At 66.2% G+C, this 15,486-nt stretch carries 16 protein-coding genes, 1 tRNA gene and 1 pseudogene; 8 read left to right on the top strand and 10 right to left on the bottom strand.

Annotated elements, in window-relative coordinates; all coding sequences use genetic code 11:
- Positions 1 to 218 precede the first annotated feature (218 nt).
- A tRNA-Leu gene (locus IU449_RS04620) sits at positions 219 to 303 on the top strand.
- 241 nt (positions 304 to 544) lie between these two features.
- The gene (locus IU449_RS04615; RefSeq protein WP_195000687.1) at positions 545 to 871 is read left to right on the top strand and encodes an AbrB/MazE/SpoVT family DNA-binding domain-containing protein; all 327 of its coding nucleotides are present in this window, start codon (positions 545 to 547) and stop codon (positions 869 to 871) included.
- A gap of 444 nt (positions 872 to 1,315) precedes the next feature.
- On the opposite strand, the pseudogene IU449_RS04610 reads toward IU449_RS04615, so the two are convergent.
- The 3 genes and pseudogenes from IU449_RS04610 to IU449_RS04600 all read right to left on the bottom strand — a co-directional run.
- Positions 1,316 to 2,439 (bottom strand): annotated as a pseudogene (locus IU449_RS04610) (IS3 family transposase); the annotation flags it as partial.
- Positions 2,440 to 2,575: 136 nt separating this feature from the next.
- Positions 2,576 to 3,139 carry a GNAT family N-acetyltransferase gene (locus IU449_RS04605; RefSeq protein WP_195000686.1) on the bottom strand — a complete coding sequence of 188 codons (564 nt, stop codon included), beginning with the start codon at positions 3,137 to 3,139 and terminating at the stop codon, positions 2,576 to 2,578.
- 452 nt (positions 3,140 to 3,591) lie between these two features.
- The gene (locus tag IU449_RS04600) at positions 3,592 to 4,335 is read right to left on the bottom strand and encodes a nuclear transport factor 2 family protein (RefSeq protein WP_195000685.1); all 744 of its coding nucleotides are present in this window, start codon (positions 4,333 to 4,335) and stop codon (positions 3,592 to 3,594) included.
- A gap of 81 nt (positions 4,336 to 4,416) precedes the next feature.
- Between IU449_RS04600 and IU449_RS04595 the strand changes: the two genes are divergently transcribed.
- The 3 genes from IU449_RS04595 to IU449_RS04585 all read left to right on the top strand — a co-directional run bounded on the left by IU449_RS04595 (position 4,417) and on the right by IU449_RS04585 (position 6,045).
- The gene (locus IU449_RS04595) at positions 4,417 to 5,073 is read left to right on the top strand and encodes a TetR/AcrR family transcriptional regulator (protein WP_195000684.1); all 657 of its coding nucleotides are present in this window, start codon (positions 4,417 to 4,419) and stop codon (positions 5,071 to 5,073) included.
- Positions 5,074 to 5,195: 122 nt separating this feature from the next.
- Positions 5,196 to 5,801: a hypothetical protein gene (locus tag IU449_RS04590; protein ID WP_195000683.1), complete on the top strand. Its 606-nt coding sequence runs from the start codon at positions 5,196 to 5,198 to the stop codon at positions 5,799 to 5,801.
- 106 nt (positions 5,802 to 5,907) lie between these two features.
- Entirely contained in the window at positions 5,908 to 6,045 is a 138-nt protein-coding gene (locus IU449_RS04585; RefSeq protein WP_195002577.1) for a hypothetical protein, read from the top strand.
- 30 nt (positions 6,046 to 6,075) lie between these two features.
- Here IU449_RS04585 and IU449_RS04580 read toward each other — a convergent pair whose 3' ends face one another.
- Both IU449_RS04580 and IU449_RS04575 read right to left on the bottom strand, forming a co-directional pair.
- The gene (locus IU449_RS04580) at positions 6,076 to 6,309 is read right to left on the bottom strand and encodes an alpha/beta fold hydrolase (protein WP_195000682.1); all 234 of its coding nucleotides are present in this window, start codon (positions 6,307 to 6,309) and stop codon (positions 6,076 to 6,078) included.
- A gap of 72 nt (positions 6,310 to 6,381) precedes the next feature.
- A complete protein-coding gene (locus IU449_RS04575; protein ID WP_195000681.1) occupies positions 6,382 to 7,032 on the bottom strand; it encodes a TetR/AcrR family transcriptional regulator in 651 nt (216 codons plus the stop codon).
- Between the two features lie 78 nt (positions 7,033 to 7,110).
- Here IU449_RS04575 and IU449_RS04570 point away from each other — a divergent pair, with 78 nt between their 5' ends.
- Complete coding sequence (locus tag IU449_RS04570; RefSeq protein WP_228803701.1) at positions 7,111 to 8,121, top strand: NAD(P)-dependent alcohol dehydrogenase; 1,011 nt, start codon at positions 7,111 to 7,113, stop codon at positions 8,119 to 8,121.
- A 421-nt stretch (positions 8,122 to 8,542) separates the two neighbouring features.
- The gene (locus IU449_RS04565) at positions 8,543 to 9,877 is read left to right on the top strand and encodes an alpha/beta hydrolase-fold protein (RefSeq protein WP_195000680.1); all 1,335 of its coding nucleotides are present in this window, start codon (positions 8,543 to 8,545) and stop codon (positions 9,875 to 9,877) included.
- Positions 9,878 to 9,932: 55 nt separating this feature from the next.
- On the opposite strand, the gene IU449_RS04560 is transcribed toward IU449_RS04565, so the two are convergent.
- The 3 genes from IU449_RS04560 to IU449_RS04550 all read right to left on the bottom strand — a co-directional run bounded on the left by IU449_RS04560 (position 9,933) and on the right by IU449_RS04550 (position 11,331).
- Positions 9,933 to 10,181, bottom strand: a complete 249-nt coding sequence (locus IU449_RS04560) for a hypothetical protein (RefSeq protein WP_195000679.1) — start codon at positions 10,179 to 10,181, stop codon at positions 9,933 to 9,935.
- Between the two features lie 23 nt (positions 10,182 to 10,204).
- Complete coding sequence (locus IU449_RS04555; RefSeq protein ID WP_195000678.1) at positions 10,205 to 10,732, bottom strand: hypothetical protein; 528 nt, start codon at positions 10,730 to 10,732, stop codon at positions 10,205 to 10,207.
- 245 nt (positions 10,733 to 10,977) lie between these two features.
- The gene (locus tag IU449_RS04550; RefSeq protein ID WP_195000677.1) at positions 10,978 to 11,331 is read right to left on the bottom strand and encodes a VOC family protein; all 354 of its coding nucleotides are present in this window, start codon (positions 11,329 to 11,331) and stop codon (positions 10,978 to 10,980) included.
- 308 nt (positions 11,332 to 11,639) lie between these two features.
- Between IU449_RS04550 and IU449_RS04545 the strand changes: the two genes are divergently transcribed.
- On the top strand, positions 11,640 to 13,022 hold the full coding sequence (locus IU449_RS04545) for a PAS domain S-box protein (protein ID WP_324188091.1): 1,383 nt from the start codon (positions 11,640 to 11,642) through the stop codon (positions 13,020 to 13,022).
- A 90-nt stretch (positions 13,023 to 13,112) separates the two neighbouring features.
- On the opposite strand, the gene IU449_RS04540 is transcribed toward IU449_RS04545, so the two are convergent.
- Together IU449_RS04540 and IU449_RS04535 are read right to left on the bottom strand one after the other, a co-directional pair.
- Entirely contained in the window at positions 13,113 to 13,664 is a 552-nt protein-coding gene (locus IU449_RS04540) for a dihydrofolate reductase family protein (protein ID WP_195000676.1), read from the bottom strand.
- Between the two features lie 137 nt (positions 13,665 to 13,801).
- On the bottom strand, positions 13,802 to 15,004 hold the full coding sequence (locus IU449_RS04535; protein WP_195000675.1) for a lipase family protein: 1,203 nt from the start codon (positions 15,002 to 15,004) through the stop codon (positions 13,802 to 13,804).
- Positions 15,005 to 15,486 lie beyond the last annotated feature (482 nt).

Genomic DNA, 15,486 nt, shown 5'->3' with positions numbered 1-15,486 from the left:
CGACGTCCGGAGAGCTGTGGCGGTACCAGGCGTTGACAGGGCCGGTTGATGGAGTGATCGACCGGCCCCGCGCTCGGTCACTTCGCCCCGACCCGCCCGCGGTCCCCATTCCTCGATCTTTTGAGGCGCTGAACTGGGGAGACGTTGTTCGCTGCCGCCCGTCCGACCCGCGATTTGGTCCACACGGCCGCATCCGATAACCTTGCTGAGCATCACCGGTCCGGGTGGCGGAATGGCAGACGCGCTAGCTTGAGGTGCTAGTGCCCGTATTAGGGCGTGGGGGTTCAAGTCCCCCTCCGGACACAAGAACTGCGCAGAACTGCACCAAATCCGGTGTCCAGACACTGTCCTGACACTCATTTTTCTCCGATCGTCGCGACCTGCGGTTTCACCTCCCAAGGGGGTGAAACTTGTGGTCGATGACACACTGCCGCCTGTTCAGGCATCACTCATCGGTGAGGTGTTCGCCGGCGCTCCAGGCCTGGCTACCGCCGACCGGGGCCTACCTCTGGCGAATGTTGAGCAATCGTCTCGGCGGACGGCCGTGCACAGCATCCGCATCGTCGACGGCAACGGCCGTATCGGTGACCGGGCGGCACTCGCGGCGTTGGGGTGGGTGCCTGGCGATCTGTTGTCGTGGCGGGTCGTGGGTGGACTGGTCGTGATCAATCGCCGCAACTTCGGCAAGCAAGGCGTGTGGAAGAGCGGGTATTTGTCGCTGCCCGCTCGCGCGCGTGAGGCGGCGGGCATCGCGATCGGGGACCGGGTGCTGCTGGCCGCCGACCTCGACCTGGGGCTGCTGGTGGTCTACCCGGCGCAGGTGCTCGACGATATCCTGGCTCGCCGCTTCGCCGAAGGGGGTGGCCGGTGAACGCGCGCACCGACGCCGATGTGACCGCGGTGCGGATGATGATGGAACGGCTGGGTGTCACCGTCGACGAACTCACCCGCACCGGCCCGCCGCACCAGGTTCCCACGTTCGCCGAGTACATCCCCGTGGTGGCGGCCTCGATCCCTGCGGGCAAGACGCGTGATCATCTGTCGACCTACTGGAACAAGATTCTCGCTCAGGCCGGGTGGGCCGAGAAGGCCCTCACCGAGCCGACGACCGCGGACCTGCGTGACTTGTGTGAGCAGATCCGACAGGTACGGGTGATCCGCCGCAGTGACCGCGGCGGCAACGATGTCATCCGCCACGTCATCGACAGCCTGCGGCGGCTGTACCTGCACGCCGAGGACAACCGGGTCCTCGATCCTCGCGACAATCCGACCACGCGACTGCGGCGCCCCAAGCAGCAGCCGTCGAACCGGCGAGGGTTGCCCGTGCACCTGCTCGGCGTCGGCGGCGGTGGTAGGTCCGTTCGATCCACGTCACGATCGCGATCCGGAGCTCACCACGAGTGCCCCAAGGCCGGCGGTCGAGGACGTTCTTCTGCAGCAGGGCGAAGAACGATTCCATCGCCGCGTTGTCACCGCAGGCACCGACCCGCCCCATCGACCCGACCATCGCGTGAGAGCGCAAGGCACGAACGAACTTCCGGGACCGAAACTGCGACCCCCTGTCACTGTGAACGATGCAGCCGGCGACCTGCTCACCAGCCGCGCCGCGCCTGGCCGCAGCAGAGGACAGGGCATCGACCGCCAGGCGGGCCTTCATCCGCGAATCGATCGAATACCCCACGATGCGGTTGGAGAACACGTCCTTGACCGCGCAAAGATAGAGCTTCCCTTCACTGGTAAAATGTTCCGTTATATCCATGAGCCACAACATGTTCGGCGCATCAGCAGTGAAGTTCCGGGCGACCAGATCGTCATGCACGGGAGGGCCCGAGCGGCCGTTGTTGGCACCGCGTTTCTTGCCGAAACTGCTCCACCACCTGTTGACCGAGCAGATCCGCCACGCGGTCCGCGCCGCCATCGGCTCACCCGCGGTGGCTGCTTCATCGAGCAGGAACCGATACCCGAACTCGGGATCGTCGCGGTGAGCATCGAACAAGGCATTCGCCCGATACGCCTGCTCGAGATCAGCAGCCGTGACCGGATCGGCCAGCCACCGGTAATACGGTTGGCGCGCGATCTTCAGCACCCGGCACGTCACCGCGACGGGAATCCCGTCAGCGGCCAGCTCGCGGACGAGCGGGTAGATCATTTTCCCGGCAGGTTCGCCTGCGACAGATACGCCGCCGCCCGCCGCAGGACCTCGTTCTCCTGCTCGAGCAACCTGATCCGCTTCCGAGCTTCCCGCAACTCGGCATTCTCGGCGGCGGTCGTTCCAGCGGAAATACCGTCCTCGACATCTGCGGTCTTCATCCAGTTGGCCAGGCAGGACTCGCTGATCCCGAAATCGGCCGCGATCTGTTTGAGCTTCTGGCCGGGCTCTCGATTGCGAGCGACCCGCACGACGTCGTCGCGGAACTCCTTGGGATAGGGCTTGGGCACGGTGTCCATCCTTCCAGCAGTGCCCCACGGCACCACAGATCAGATGTCACCAACTCGTGCAGCAGTCCCGGGTGTTCGGATCTATCTTGCGGATCTACGACGCTACTGATGGGGCCATGGTGGCGTCACCTGCCATTCAGGCTTTGAACGAGTGCAGGCTGGCTAGGCACAGGGTCTGTCCAGCGTCGAACCATTCGAAGGTGCTGACCGGCTGGAATCCTAGGCGGGCTGCGAGTCTGAGCGAGCGTTTGTTGGCGGTCTGGGTCGCGATGAGGACCGGCTGATCGGGGAGCTCGTCTGCGGCTGCGCGTAATACGGCGGTGGCGGCCTCGAACGCCAGTCCCGCGCCCCAGGCGTCGCGCCGCATCAGGTAACCCAATTCCAGCTCCTCGCCGTCTTCGGCGACGTGGCCGGGCTCGTCGGCGGCACGCCGTTTGAGCTCGAATGTTCCGATCAGGTTGTCGGTGGCCTTATCGGCGATGATGAAGTGGCCGGGAGTGGCGGTCGCGTTGGCTGCGCCGCCGATCGCGTCGAGGCGCTGCTCGGCGTCTTCCCTCAGCCGCGGGGCTCCGATGTAGGCCCAGACTTCCGGGTCAGTTTGTAGCTCGATGAGCCCTTCCCGGTCAGCGTCGCGCGCCTTGCGCAGCAGGACCCGCTCCGCGGCGATCTGGACAGCGGACAGCATCGGCAACTGGTTCATGTGGCCCTCCCCTTGCTTGGACGTTGATCCATCAGATCATGTCACTGCCCCGTGGACACCTCTGGGAAGCACGAGAAGCCCTCCACCGCAGGCGAGATCACACCGCCAGAATTCACCGGCGTAGCCACCGGGCGCGAATCTGCTGTCGTCGCCGTGGACTGGGCGTGGAGTAGGGGCGTTCACTGGCTGACCATGGCCGCGGTTCGGGCTTCTGCCGTGGCTCGTCGCGGCGTGGCCAGGGAGCGGGCTCGATAGCGGCATCGAGGTAGTCGGTCGGCGCGGGATCCGGACGGATGAAGTCGAATGACCGAAGCCCAGCCTCGGTCCCGTGTTTGGGCGGGACCTGTCGCACTGATGCGGTTGCCAGCCACTCCCACACCTGGGGTTTGGCGACGACTCCCCTGCCGCGGCGCCCCGGGCGGTGTGTGCTAGCCCCAGGGCGCCGCGGCTGCTCAGCGACCCAGTCGTTTGCCCAGTTTCCTGGTGGCCGCCGGGATCTTGGAGGCCGCCATCAGCGTGCGGAACTGCCAGCTGTCGTCGCGGGGCAGGATGCCCGCCCGCTGCACGCCGTCGAGGAAGTCGTAGAGGGTCTCGCCCTCCTCCATCAGGCCGTCCTTGGTGAAGTGGTAGCGGTCCACCGCGGGCGCCTGGATGAATCGGCCGGTGCCGTAGATGGTCGGCGCGGACTTGTCGTAGGGGTAGAGCCGTAGCGGGCCGGACCAGTGGCCGCTGCCCATGTAGCGGATGACGGTGCGCACCGTGCCGTCGGGCTTGATGTCGATGTAGGCCTGGTCCGGCAACGGGTCGTAGCGCCAGTCCGGGATGGCGTCGAAGAAGGCGAAGTTGTACTCGACGAACTCGTCGATGCCGACGATGGTGCGGCCGAACGTGGTGACGTCGGTGTAGCGGATGTCCTGGGTGTAGAGCTCGTCGTTGATGCTCATGTCGCGCACCAAAAAGCTCCACCAGTACCGCTTGGCCCAGCCCATCAGCCAGGTCACGTCGGTGTCGTGCTTCTCGCTCAGGTAGTCCAGTTTCGCCGCGAAGTCGACGAACCATGTCTTGGTCGTCGCCTGCAACTCGGCCTCCGGGATCGCGCGGATCGGCACCGCGCGATTGGATTCCAGAAACTCCGGCACCGGGTGCGACAGGCGCGGCTGGTCCAGGGACCGCTGGAATTCTTCTTCGTCGAACATGCCGACTCCTCGTCTCCGCTCGGGTTCTCTCCGTTGGGCAACACCCGAATGTGAATCACATGATTCATGTAGAATCAGGTGATGTCAATGCGTCAGACGCGGCGGGAAACGGGCACGGCGAGCACGCCGAGGGTCTGGCGCGGACAGACCTTGCGGGACCGCGCCGTCGACCGGCGCGAGCTGCTGCTCGATGCCGGCGCGGCACTGCTCGGCAACGGCGGTGTCGCCGCGGTGACGATGCGGGCGGTCGTGCGGGCGGCGAACCTGAGCCCGCGGTACTTCTACGAGGCCTTCGACTCCCGGGAAGACCTCGTCCTCGAGGTGTACGACCGTGCCGAAGCGGGACTGATCACACGGATGAGCCGACTCGACGCCACCGCGGACCTGCCCGCGGCGATCCGCTCCGCGCTCGAGCTCTGCGCCGCCTACTTCGAAGAGGATCCCGGACGCGCGCGCATCCTGCTGCGCGAACCGCTCGGCGACGACACACTGCGCACGCACAGCGCCGGACGGGTGCCGGGTTTTCTGCGCGCGGTCGCCGCACTCGGCACAGGCGCCGCCGACCTCGTGCCCGCCGCCGAGGACGACCTCGCGATCATCGCGACCGCGCTGAGCGGGGCGCTGGTGGCGCTGTACCTGGACTGGGCCGACGGCAGGCTCGCGGTGGAACGCGACGCGCTCGCCGAGGCTGCCACGGGCGTGGTGCTGGCCTTGTCGGCGCACACTTTTCGCCGGTGAGCGGCGCAAGCCTCTGTTCGGATTGCTACTTCCTTGCGATATCGTTTCTCCGCGAACAGATTTCACAGAGCCGTCCGGGATGCGTACCTCGCGCCGGGACCGGAGTTCGCGGGGAGTGGGAGATGTCGCTGTCGAATTCGCGCCGCACGTGGGGGTGGCGGCCCGCCATCGCCCTCATCGTCGGGGCCGTCGTCGTCTCGGCGGCGCTGCCGGCACTGTTCGACGTCATCGAGGACGCCGACCCCGCCGCCACGGTACCGCCCGATCTGCGCGCGGCGCTCGGACCCGACCTTTTCCAGCGGCTGGTCCCCCGTGCCCTTCCTGTGCCCGACACGACCTATTCCTCGGGTTCGGACGCCGTATGCGATTTCCGCTCCGACGACCGCACCGTGCCCCGCGCCGACACCTACGGATTCCTGCACGTGCGGGTATTGCGCTACGGCCGGATCGGGTGGCACTCGGGTGCGGATCGCGCCGCCGAGGCCCACGCCTGGTCCTGCGATGCCTCGGCCATCGGCGGCCTCTTCCGCGACACATCGAATCTCGGCGACGAGGCGTGTCTGGCGGTCCAGGACGAGGGCGAGGGCGGAACCGCGTCGGGTTCGGCAGTGGTGCGTCGGGGAGCCGACGTGTTCTGGGTTGACTACTACACGCATCCCGGCACCGCCGCCGAAGCCGAGCGCGCGGTCACCGATACGGTATCGGCCGCCCTCACAGCAGTCCCGTAGGTCGAACCGTCGCAGGCCGATTCGCTCGGAAGCAGTCCGCAGAAATTGCGGTCGACCATGGGGCCTGGTGCGCCGGTCCTGTCGGTAGGCCGAAGAGCGTGAGCGGGTGGATGACTCGCTGCGCTTCCGCGGGTTCATCGCCCGCGGTCGTGACCTCGGCAGACTGCTGTCCAGTCTGGACGAGGCGTATACCAGCGGCCATTGCGCGGCACAGTCGATCACGGTGCGGATATTGTCGGCGTAGAAGGAGCGGGTGGTCAGAGCGGTCGCCAACTCACCCAGGGGCCGGTGTGGTGAACAGTGGTGTGGCCGGTGCCTTTTCGGCGTCGAGGAAGGTGGTGAGCGCCTCCGCCATCGCGGGCAGGTCGTAGGCGAAGTCGCCGCGGTGCAGTTCGGTGAATCCCTGACTGGGCAGATCGACGGCATAGGCAGTGTGTTCGGCGGCGGCCAACGCCGGAATCACGTCTCGCCAGGAGCATCCCCACAGCCCGCCGCCGGCGACGATCACGACCGGTGGGTCGTGATCGGTATCGGAGATCCGGAGCTCATCAACGAGTTGGGATCGAAGGGCACGCCTGTCCTATGAATCGGCGAGTCGCCGCTCCAGTTCGTCCAAGATGATGTCCAGCCCTGCATCGAACTGGTCGGAGAAGGAATACGTCCCCGCCCCGGTGAGGTGCTGCACGAGCTCGGTCAGGTGCGGGTAGTCGGTCAGGGCCGGCATCATGTCGGCGGCGAGGTCGAGGGCCTGATCGCTGCTACCCGGGTCGAACGGGAGATTGCGCTCGGTCAGCGCGAAACCGTACACATAGGCGTCGATCACGGAGAACGCCTGGGCCGCGAGATCGATCGAGAACCCGCCGCGGCGCATGCATCCGATGACCGCATCATGGTGCCTGAGCAGCGCGGGGCCGGGATTCGTCCGTGAATCGATGAGAGTCAGCGCCCACGGATGCGTTACCAGCACCTCCCGGGCCGATGCCGACCGCGACCGCAGCCCCTCGCGCCACCCCATCTCAGCCTCCGGCAGCTCGATCTGCGCGAACACCCAGTCCGCCAGCGCGTCGAGCAACGCATCCTTGTTCGCGACGTGGTGGTAGAGCGACATCGCCTCGACACCGAGCTCTTTGCCGACATTGCGCATACTGATCGCCGCATACCCGCCCGCGTCTGCGACACGGACCGCGGCTGCGATGATGCGCCCCTCGCTGAGCGGCTGCCGAGCCGTCATGCTGTCCCGCCTCCTTGCCACCTTACGGCCGTAAGGGTACCTTACCGGTTACTGAGACTTACATGTGTAAGGAGCGTCATGGAAACACAGATGCGGGCGGCGATGATCGATCGATACGGGCCGCCGGAGAGGATCAGGATCGCCACTGCGCCGATCCCGGTCCCCGGTCGAGGCGAAGTGCTCGTCAGAGTCGAAGCAGCGGCGGTGACCGCGGGCGACGCGCGGATTCGGGCGGGCCGGTTCCCGCGCGGATTCGGCCTTCTCGCCAGGCTCGGAATCGGCCTGCGTGGGCCTCGTCGCAGCATTCCCGGCATGGTGTTCTCGGGCAAGGTCGAGCGCCTGGGCCACGGGGCCACCGGATTATCGGTGGGCGAGGCGGTCGCGGGAATGACCGGCGCCCGCTTCGGTGCGCACGCCGAGTACGTGACGGTGCCCGTCACCGCGATCATCCCGCTGCCCGCAGGCGTGTCCCATTCGGATGCGGCGGGCGCGCTCTTCGGTGGCAGCACCGCCCTGTACTTCCTACGCGACCGCGCGCGGTTGGGTGCCGGGCAGACGGTACTCGTGAACGGAGCATCAGGGTCGGTCGGGTCAGCGGCGCTGCAACTGGCGGTGCACTTCGGGGCAACTGTCACCGCGGTGAGCAGCAGTCCCAACCACGATCTGCTGCGCCGTCTCGGCGCGGCACGGGTGATCGACTACCGCCAGACGCCGGTTGCCGGGCTCGGCGAGCGCTTCGATGTCGTCTTCGATGCGGTCGGAAACCTCAGCCGTGCCGACGGACTCCAGCTCGCCGACGCTCAGGGTGTAGTAATCCTCGCGGTCGCGGGCCTCGCGGACACGGTGACCGCTCGCGGGCGCGTGATCGCGGGGCCGGTGCCCGAACGCCGGGAAGACTTCGCACTGCTTCTCGATCTTGTCGCGAATGGGGCGTTCGATCCGCTGGTCGAGATCGTCGGCAGCCTCGAGGCGCTGCCCGAAGCGCATCGACGGATCGACAGCGGCCGTAAAATCGGCAATCTCGTGATCCTGTCCCACAACACAACAACAGATACCGTCACCACCGCCACGACCGGGGAAGCCACCTGACGTTGAGTGAACTCGTGTTGTGTTCGCCGGGGGCTGGATCAGCCGACCGATCGCCCTGGTGACAGGGGGACCCGCCTCCCGGCCGGGCCTGCCGACTTCGGCTGACCCCGATTGCCCATGCCCGCTCGTATTTCGATCGGCTCCGCGGATGGCCGAGGTTCTCGCAGCGGTACGTGATCGCTCTACTCCTTGCGAACTCTCCGGGTAATCATGTGAGTCACGCCACTATTTCGCCCCCGGTAGGGCGCTCGAGTCGCTTCACTTCACAGCACCGACCGGTCGGACCGCGTCGCGCTCGTGGTCGAGCATCGCGTTGTGCTGCAGGATATTTCGATTCGACTATCGGATTCAGCAATTTCGTGGACATCGCGCACCGCCACCCGTGACACTAGAGCGAACTGCTATCAAAGGGGTGTCTCGCATGGTTGGAACTCACACGGTTGCGGCCGGAGAAACGCTGTCCGCACTGGCGATCCGCCACTACGGAGACGGTGAACTGCACCGGCTCATAGCTACTGCCAGTGGGATCGCCGAACCCTACGATGTCGTCGCGGGACAGCAGCTCCTCATCCCCGGCTACACGCGGTACGAGGTCGTCGCCGGGGACACGTTGTCGGGGCTGGCGATCCGCTACTACGCAGACGCCTCCTTCGCCGTGTTCATCGCCGCCGCCAGCGGCCTCGCCGAACCCGACGCCGTCGCCGCGGGACAGCAGCTCATCGTCCCCGATCTCATCCGGCACGAGATTCTCGCCGGGGACACGTTGTCGGAGTTGGCGGCCCGCTACTACGCAGACGCCTCCCTCGCGCCGCTCATCGCCGCGGCCAACAGCATCACCGAACCAACCGCGGGTGGGATGCTCGCGATATTCCTCGGACGAAGCGACGGGTTCGGGTTGTCGATCGTGGATCGCAACGAGAACGATCCGCGCATGTGGTACTACCGATTCCGGACGGACGCGATCGGCTGGAATCCCGGAGTCAACGTCCTGCTGCCCGATGATTACCACACCAGCGGACACACCTATCCCGTTCTCTATCTGCTCCACGGCGGTGTTCAGGATTTCCGCACCTTCGACTCTCTGGGCATCCGCGAACTGACCGCCGGGAAACCGATCATCGTCGTCATGCCCGATGGTGGCCGAGCGGGCTGGTATTCCAACCCGACCGGCTCCTTCGTGGGTCCGCGAAATTGGCAGACATTCCACATCGCCCAACTCGTCCCCTGGATCGAAGCGAACTTCCGCACCTATGCCGAGTACGACGGTCGCGCGGTCGCCGGATTCTCGATGGGGGGCTTCGGCGCGCTGAAGTACACAGCCCGGTTCCACGGCTATTTCGCCTCGGTCAGCAGCCATTCCGGCCCGGCGAGTCTGCGTCGGGACTTCGGCCTGGTCGTGCATTGGGCGAATCTGACCTCGGCGGCGTTGGAGCTGGGCGGCGCGACAGTCTATGGGGCACCGTTCTGGAATCAGGCCAAGGTCAGCGCGGACAACCCGATCGAACAGATCGACAGCTACCGCGACAAACGGATATTCCTCGTCGCCGGCACCAGCCCGGACCCGATCTACTGGTTCGACAGTGCGAATGAAACCCAGGTATTGGCCGGCCATCGGGAATTTCGTCGACGCCTCACCGACGCCGGCATCCCGCACGAAGCGCACGAGGTGCCCGGTGGTCACGAATTCCGGCCCCAACTCTTCGCTGTAGACCTCGAGGGAATCATCGCCCGCCTGCGAGCCGCGGCACCCGCTTGACGGGGCGCCGCGGCTCGACGGCGCCCGGTCGAAAAGTCACGATGTGCCGACGGCGTCATACGCCACCTTCGATGATCGACCAGCCCGAGGAAACCTGAGGCAGCGGGCCGACATTGGCGTAACTGCCGCCGCTGAAGGTCGATGTCCACGCGGTGCCGTCGTTCTTGTAGAAGAACAGGCTGTCGGCCGTCCGGCCGATCCGGTCCCAGTGGCCGGAGGTGCCGTTGTCGTGGACGGGGCCGATGGTGCCACCGATCATCTTCGCGATCTGGTAGCTGTCGCTGGACGGTGAGGTCTCCCGCAACAGCAGCGAATCCGTGGTCGCGGTCAGGTCGGTGCCGACCGCATCGCCGATCTCACCGCGGTGGGAGTAGGTGCCATCGGTGAGCGAGCCGAAGGCCAGGATGTAGTTGGGCAGATCGCCGTGCCGACGTTCTTGGCGAAGGCCATGGTGTCGGCGGATCCGGCGATGCCGGCCCAGCCGAGGCTGAAGTCGTCGTATCCGCGCACTTCCCGGTAGACGCCGCCGGTGAGGTGTCCCGACGCCGCGTGCCCGGTGTTCTCGTCGTAGAACAGCACGGTATCGGCGGTCGCCTCGACATGTGACCAGTCCGCCGAGAATGCGTTGCCCGACTCGCGACGCGCGTACAGCCCGTCGGTGAAGGTGCCCGACTCCCACTCGCCGGTGCCCTTCTTGTAGAACAGGAGGGTGTCTCGGCTGGCCGCGGCGTGGGTGTAGCCCGCCGGGATCGCGGTCACGGTGTCGCGGTGTGTCCAGTGGCCGCGGGACAGCACACCGGTTCCGGCCGCACCCGTCTGCCCGTTGTAGAACATGATCGTCGTATTCGGATTCATGATTGTTCATCCTCTGCGATGTCGCTGCACGCCTGATTCGGCGAGATCGCGGGAATCGCTGAGCGCCCCGGTCTCACGTGGCAGGCTCTCGAATCTGGTTCGTCCGGGTCCTCCCGGACATCCCTGATACTCATCGAGGCCGGGACGCCGCACTGCGGTAGTCGGCTACCTCAATTGCGATCCGCCGACTACGCAGACTTACGCGCTGCTCACGTCACCACGGAGGTGACGTGGGTGCCGGAGTCCTACCTGGCCAGCGGACTGTAGAAGACCAAGCCGTTGCCCTTGTCGTCGAAGACCACGGCACGGCGCTCGTGCGCGTCGTCGTAGGGTCCCTTCACGATGCCGCCACCGGCGGCCTCGATCGCCTTCGCCGCCGCGTCGACATCGGCGGTCTTGATACCGACGACGACCTGGCCGGGGATGGGGTGGTCGACCGCGGTCGCGAGAGCGAGGGTGATCGGGCCGCCGTCGAGAGCGGCGAAGTGGGCGCCGTCGCGGAACTTCAGCGGCATGCCCAGGGTTTCACTGTAGAACCGGATCGATGCATCGAGATCGTCGGTCGACAGGATGATCATCTTGACTTCGTGCTGGCTCATGGAACCTCCTGTGGGCGAAGCGGTGACGGATCGGATTTCGTCGCGATCCCGGCGATCGTAGCGGCGCCGGTTCGCCGCCGGAATACGTGATCCGCACGCCGGACTCCCTCGGCATGTTCTCGATAGCTGATATCCGGCCGAATAGGACTCGGGTCCCCGATTCGGATGACCCAGGTCCCCGCGACAGGTATCGAACGGCTCTGGATCCAGTCGAATATTTGCTGTTCCGAACATTATTCGTCACCACTGCGGTAATGCTTCGCCTGCCTCATCGGCGACCCTCATCGTCGTAGCCCTACCATTGCCGGGTGCTTACCTATGCAAAGAATGTCGCGGATGACCAGGTTTCGCCGATCGATGTCGACGGTCTGACCTTGGGGCCGACAGAACTGTTCTTCTCCACCACCGACCGACGCGGTGTGATCGGCCTGGGAAATTCCGTCTTCACTCGGGTATCGGGTTATGCGCTCGAGGAGATGACCGGACAGCCGCACAATATCGTCCGCCACCGCGATATGCCTGCCGGAATGTTCCGGCTGATGTGGGACCGGCTCGCCGTGGGCAAGCCGGTCGGGGCGTTCGTGCGAAACCAGGCCAGGGCCGGCACGGCCTATTGGGTGTTCGCGGCGATGAGCCCCGTGCCCGGCGGCTACGTCTCGGTTCGCCTCGCACCGTGCAGCCGATACTTCGATGTCGCCGAGGAGAGCTACACCCAGGCGCGAATCGCGGAGCGGGCATCGAGTGCGGCGGGCAGCGACCGCCGCGGTGTGGCCGCGAGTGGCGTGCTCCGACTCGAGGAAGCGCTGCACCACTACGGATTCCAATCGTACGACGAGTTCATGCATGAAGCGCTGCCCGCGGAGATCACCGCCCGTGGGAACCTCATGTCGGCCACGTCGGCGCGGCCCTACGCGACGGGGCCCATCGCTGCCGTGCTCTCGGGCACCGCGCTGGTGGACGAGAGGCTCGAGCAGATGGTCGGGCGATTGGGCGGATACCAGGAGTTGTGCGACCGACTCATGACCGCCGCCGCGCAGGTCAGCGACATCACCCGGCGCATCGATCGATCCGTCACCGCGGCCAGGGACGCCTCCGCGCAGGTCGCCGACGAGCATCCGGGATTGCGCAATATCGCTGCGGTGATGGGCGAACCCATGCGCGAAGCGGTCGCCGCACTCCAGACATTGCGGCCCGAACTGGATCGATTGCGCGCGGCGGTGACCGAGCTCCGGTTCCGAATCTCGCTGGCTTCCTTGTACAACAGTATGGTGGCGGCCTTCGCGGCCGAGGTAGTCGACAGCACGGCCCCCGCGCACACTCTGAACGCTGTGCCTGTGCTGTGCGACGCGACCGCCGTCGGGCTGTCCGGAATGGCCGACCAGATGCACGAGGTGAATGCGCAACTGTCGACGGTCGCGCAACTGACTGGGCAGGCGGTTACGGCGCTGGACCGCTTCCGGCGCTTCATCGGCCAATGGCGTCTGCGCGTCCTGCGGCACAAGGCCGGACCGGCGATCGGCGCGAAGCTCGCTCCGATCGATGTGGAGATCGCCGGGAGCTGGGAATGGATGGAACTCCTCTACAGCCTCGGACGGGAGTTCCGCTCCAGTACGGTGACCTTCGACTTCCCTGCCCTCGAGGCGCAGCTCACGGCAATCGCATCGGCCGCCGCCCGGTGCGTTGCGGACTGACAGACGGCGTGACATCCGATTGGTCGTCGCATTGCACCGGCACCTGGGTACGGTCTCGTTCGCACGCGGGCTGCTGCGGTTGAACGGACCTCAGTCGACGAGGTAGCGCATCATCACGGCGGTGTCGAAGTGTCGCGTCTCGGCCGATCGGAGCCGGATGCGTTTGTCCAGTGCGGGGAACATCGGTGTGCCGCCGCCGAGGATCACGGGCAAGACGAACACCTGATACTCGTCGATGAGCCCGTGTGGCATCAGCGAGGCCGCGAGGCTCGCGCCACCGACCTCCATGACGCCGTCACCTCCGGCCTTGAGCCTGCGGACCTCCTCCACCGCGTTCTCGCTGACCAGTCTGCTGTTCCACTGGACCTCGGTGAGCGTCCGGGAGAAGACGACCTTGGGCTTCTCCGTCCAGAGCGCGCTGAACTCGCGTTCGATGCCCGGTGCGTCATCGGGCACCTGCGGCCAGTAGTCGGCCATCAGCTCGTACAGTCGGCGGCCGTGCAGCGAGATCTCGATGTCGCGGTACCTGTCGTTGTGGAACTGGTGCAGTTCCTCGTCCGGGTCGGTCCAGTCGATGGTGCCGTCGCGGTCGTTGATGTAGCCGTCGAGGGACACGCTGAACCCGTAGATCAGTTTCCTCATAACCGGGTAGACCTCCCGCGCGCCGCGAACTCATCGCTGCTCACCGGAACGTCACCGAGCCGACGACCCCATGTTCGGCCGGGTACACCGGATTCCGGTGAGGTCGTCGGCTTCGGCGAAGCTCTCGTCCCTGTGACTCAGCAGGTGACGGGCGCGGGCTCGCCGCGCACCCGGCCCTCGAGCCACCCCAGCATCGCGGGCGCGCCGGCCACCGCCGCGGACAAATGGTCGAACGAGGGGACCAACTGCGTCTGCAATCGCACGCCGGCGGCGCACCACTGGCGGTTGGTGTTGTCGATGGCGTTGAGCGGGATCAGCGGATCGGTCGGCGAATGCCATTCGAAGATCGGAATTTCCGGAGCGCGGCCGTAGAGTTCCACGCTGTTCTCCGCCGCCACACCCCAGGCATCGGGCTGGTCGAAGACAGCGGGACCTGTGGCGAGCGCGTGCGCGTTGGCACCGGCGCCGATGGCGATGATGTCGTTGGTGCAGCTGTTGGCCATCGCGTTACGCATCGCCAGACCACGCTGATTGAGATTCGAACTGACCCGCATCCGGTCCGGGTATTCGCGCTCGAGGCCGATGACCGTCGCCATCGCCAGCCCGAACGCCGGGTGGGGATTGTCGCCCAGGCCCTTCGCCATCGAAACCAGGTTGAACGGGGCCCCGCCGATGGCCGCGCCCTCGAGCCGCAACTCGGGTGCGTAGGACGGCTGCAGTGCGGCCGCCCATGCTGTCGGGAGGCCACCACCGGAATAGCCGGCCAGCACCGCCGGGCTGTCCGCGACGGCGAGTTCGGGCAGTTGTTTCGCCGCCCGGACGCCGTCCAGCGTGATCTGTCCACCCAAACGCCCGGCTCCGAGGGCGAACTGCGGGCCGAGATGATCCGGCAGCGACACACTCCAGCCCTGCTGCACCATCATGCCCAAGGCAGGCAGGATGATCGACAGATTGGGGTCGGCGCTGTAGAGCTGGCGCGTTATCGCGCACCCGGTGCCGAGTGAATTGATGAAATGCTGATAAGACAGCAGCGGTGCGCCGGGGCGGTGGCCCGCGGGAGTGGCGATGGTGGTGGTCGCCGCGATCGGTGCGCCGTGTGAATTGGTGGAACGGAACTTGACCAGCCGGACGGTTGCGCCGGGGAAGAAGATCGACGGTGGCAAAACCCGCACGTCGAGCACATCGCCCGGTCGGTGCGCCGCCAGATCGGCGGGGGCGGCGTAGAACGGGTCGGGATCCGGGAACGGATAAATCGGTTCAGCGGTTGCCGGTGTCGTCACCAGCAGGGCGCATGCCACACCGCCGAGCGCACCCAGAAAACGACGAAAGGGACGAGTCACGATCTCGACCTCCAGGAGGGGATGAGTTCTCCACAATTGCCGATTCACAGCTGGAACAGATCGCTTCGGTGAGCAAAGCTAGCACGACATGCGAGACGAGACCGTAACGAACGGAAGGCGAGTCGACATCGCAAGGTGGGGGTTGCCCGACGCGACAAAACCGCCGGCTGTGGCGCGCCGATGTGGCCGAACTCGTGCGGACTCCTCGTGTCCTCGCCATTCCCGCCGGGCACCGTGCGGCACCGTGCGGAGCTTTCTCGGTGCCGAATTGTTGCCGCGCGTACATTCGCACGGATGGGTGACAGCGATCCGGCTTGCCGGGAGCTGGGGTGCCACGGATTCCTGTGATGCAGATCGCCGCCGTCCTCACCTGACAACGCCGGAGCCCGCGGCGTAGGGTCGGAAGGCGTCAGACAACCAACTGCATTGCCATAGCTCTGTTCACGAACATCACGCGTTTCGTGGACAGCACTGTTGCTCGC

The sequence above is a fragment of the Nocardia higoensis genome, from assembly GCF_015477835.1.
Classification (GTDB): Bacteria; Actinomycetota; Actinomycetes; order Mycobacteriales; family Mycobacteriaceae; genus Nocardia; species Nocardia higoensis_A.
This window is presented reverse-complemented; position numbering and strand designations above follow the sequence as displayed.

What these genes read in the sequence shown, in the direction of transcription:
- IU449_RS04555 (WP_195000678.1), bottom strand. Translation starts at nt 10,732, where the DNA reads ATGAATCCGAATACGACGATCATGTTCTACAACGGGCAGACGGGTGCG.
- IU449_RS04540 (WP_195000676.1), bottom strand. Translation starts at nt 13,664, where the DNA reads ATGAGGAAACTGATCTACGGGTTCAGCGTGTCCCTCGACGGCTACATC.
- IU449_RS04605 (WP_195000686.1), bottom strand. Translation starts at nt 3,139, where the DNA reads ATGAACCAGTTGCCGATGCTGTCCGCTGTCCAGATCGCCGCGGAGCGG.
- IU449_RS04570 (WP_228803701.1), top strand. Translation starts at nt 7,111, where the DNA reads ATGGAAACACAGATGCGGGCGGCGATGATCGATCGATACGGGCCGCCG.
- IU449_RS04565 (WP_195000680.1), top strand. Translation starts at nt 8,543, where the DNA reads ATGGTTGGAACTCACACGGTTGCGGCCGGAGAAACGCTGTCCGCACTG.
- IU449_RS04575 (WP_195000681.1), bottom strand. Translation starts at nt 7,032, where the DNA reads ATGACGGCTCGGCAGCCGCTCAGCGAGGGGCGCATCATCGCAGCCGCG.
- IU449_RS04600 (WP_195000685.1), bottom strand. Translation starts at nt 4,335, where the DNA reads ATGTTCGACGAAGAAGAATTCCAGCGGTCCCTGGACCAGCCGCGCCTG.
- IU449_RS04550 (WP_195000677.1), bottom strand. Translation starts at nt 11,331, where the DNA reads ATGAGCCAGCACGAAGTCAAGATGATCATCCTGTCGACCGACGATCTC.
- IU449_RS04590 (WP_195000683.1), top strand. Translation starts at nt 5,196, where the DNA reads ATGTCGCTGTCGAATTCGCGCCGCACGTGGGGGTGGCGGCCCGCCATC.
- IU449_RS04595 (WP_195000684.1), top strand. Translation starts at nt 4,417, where the DNA reads ATGTCAATGCGTCAGACGCGGCGGGAAACGGGCACGGCGAGCACGCCG.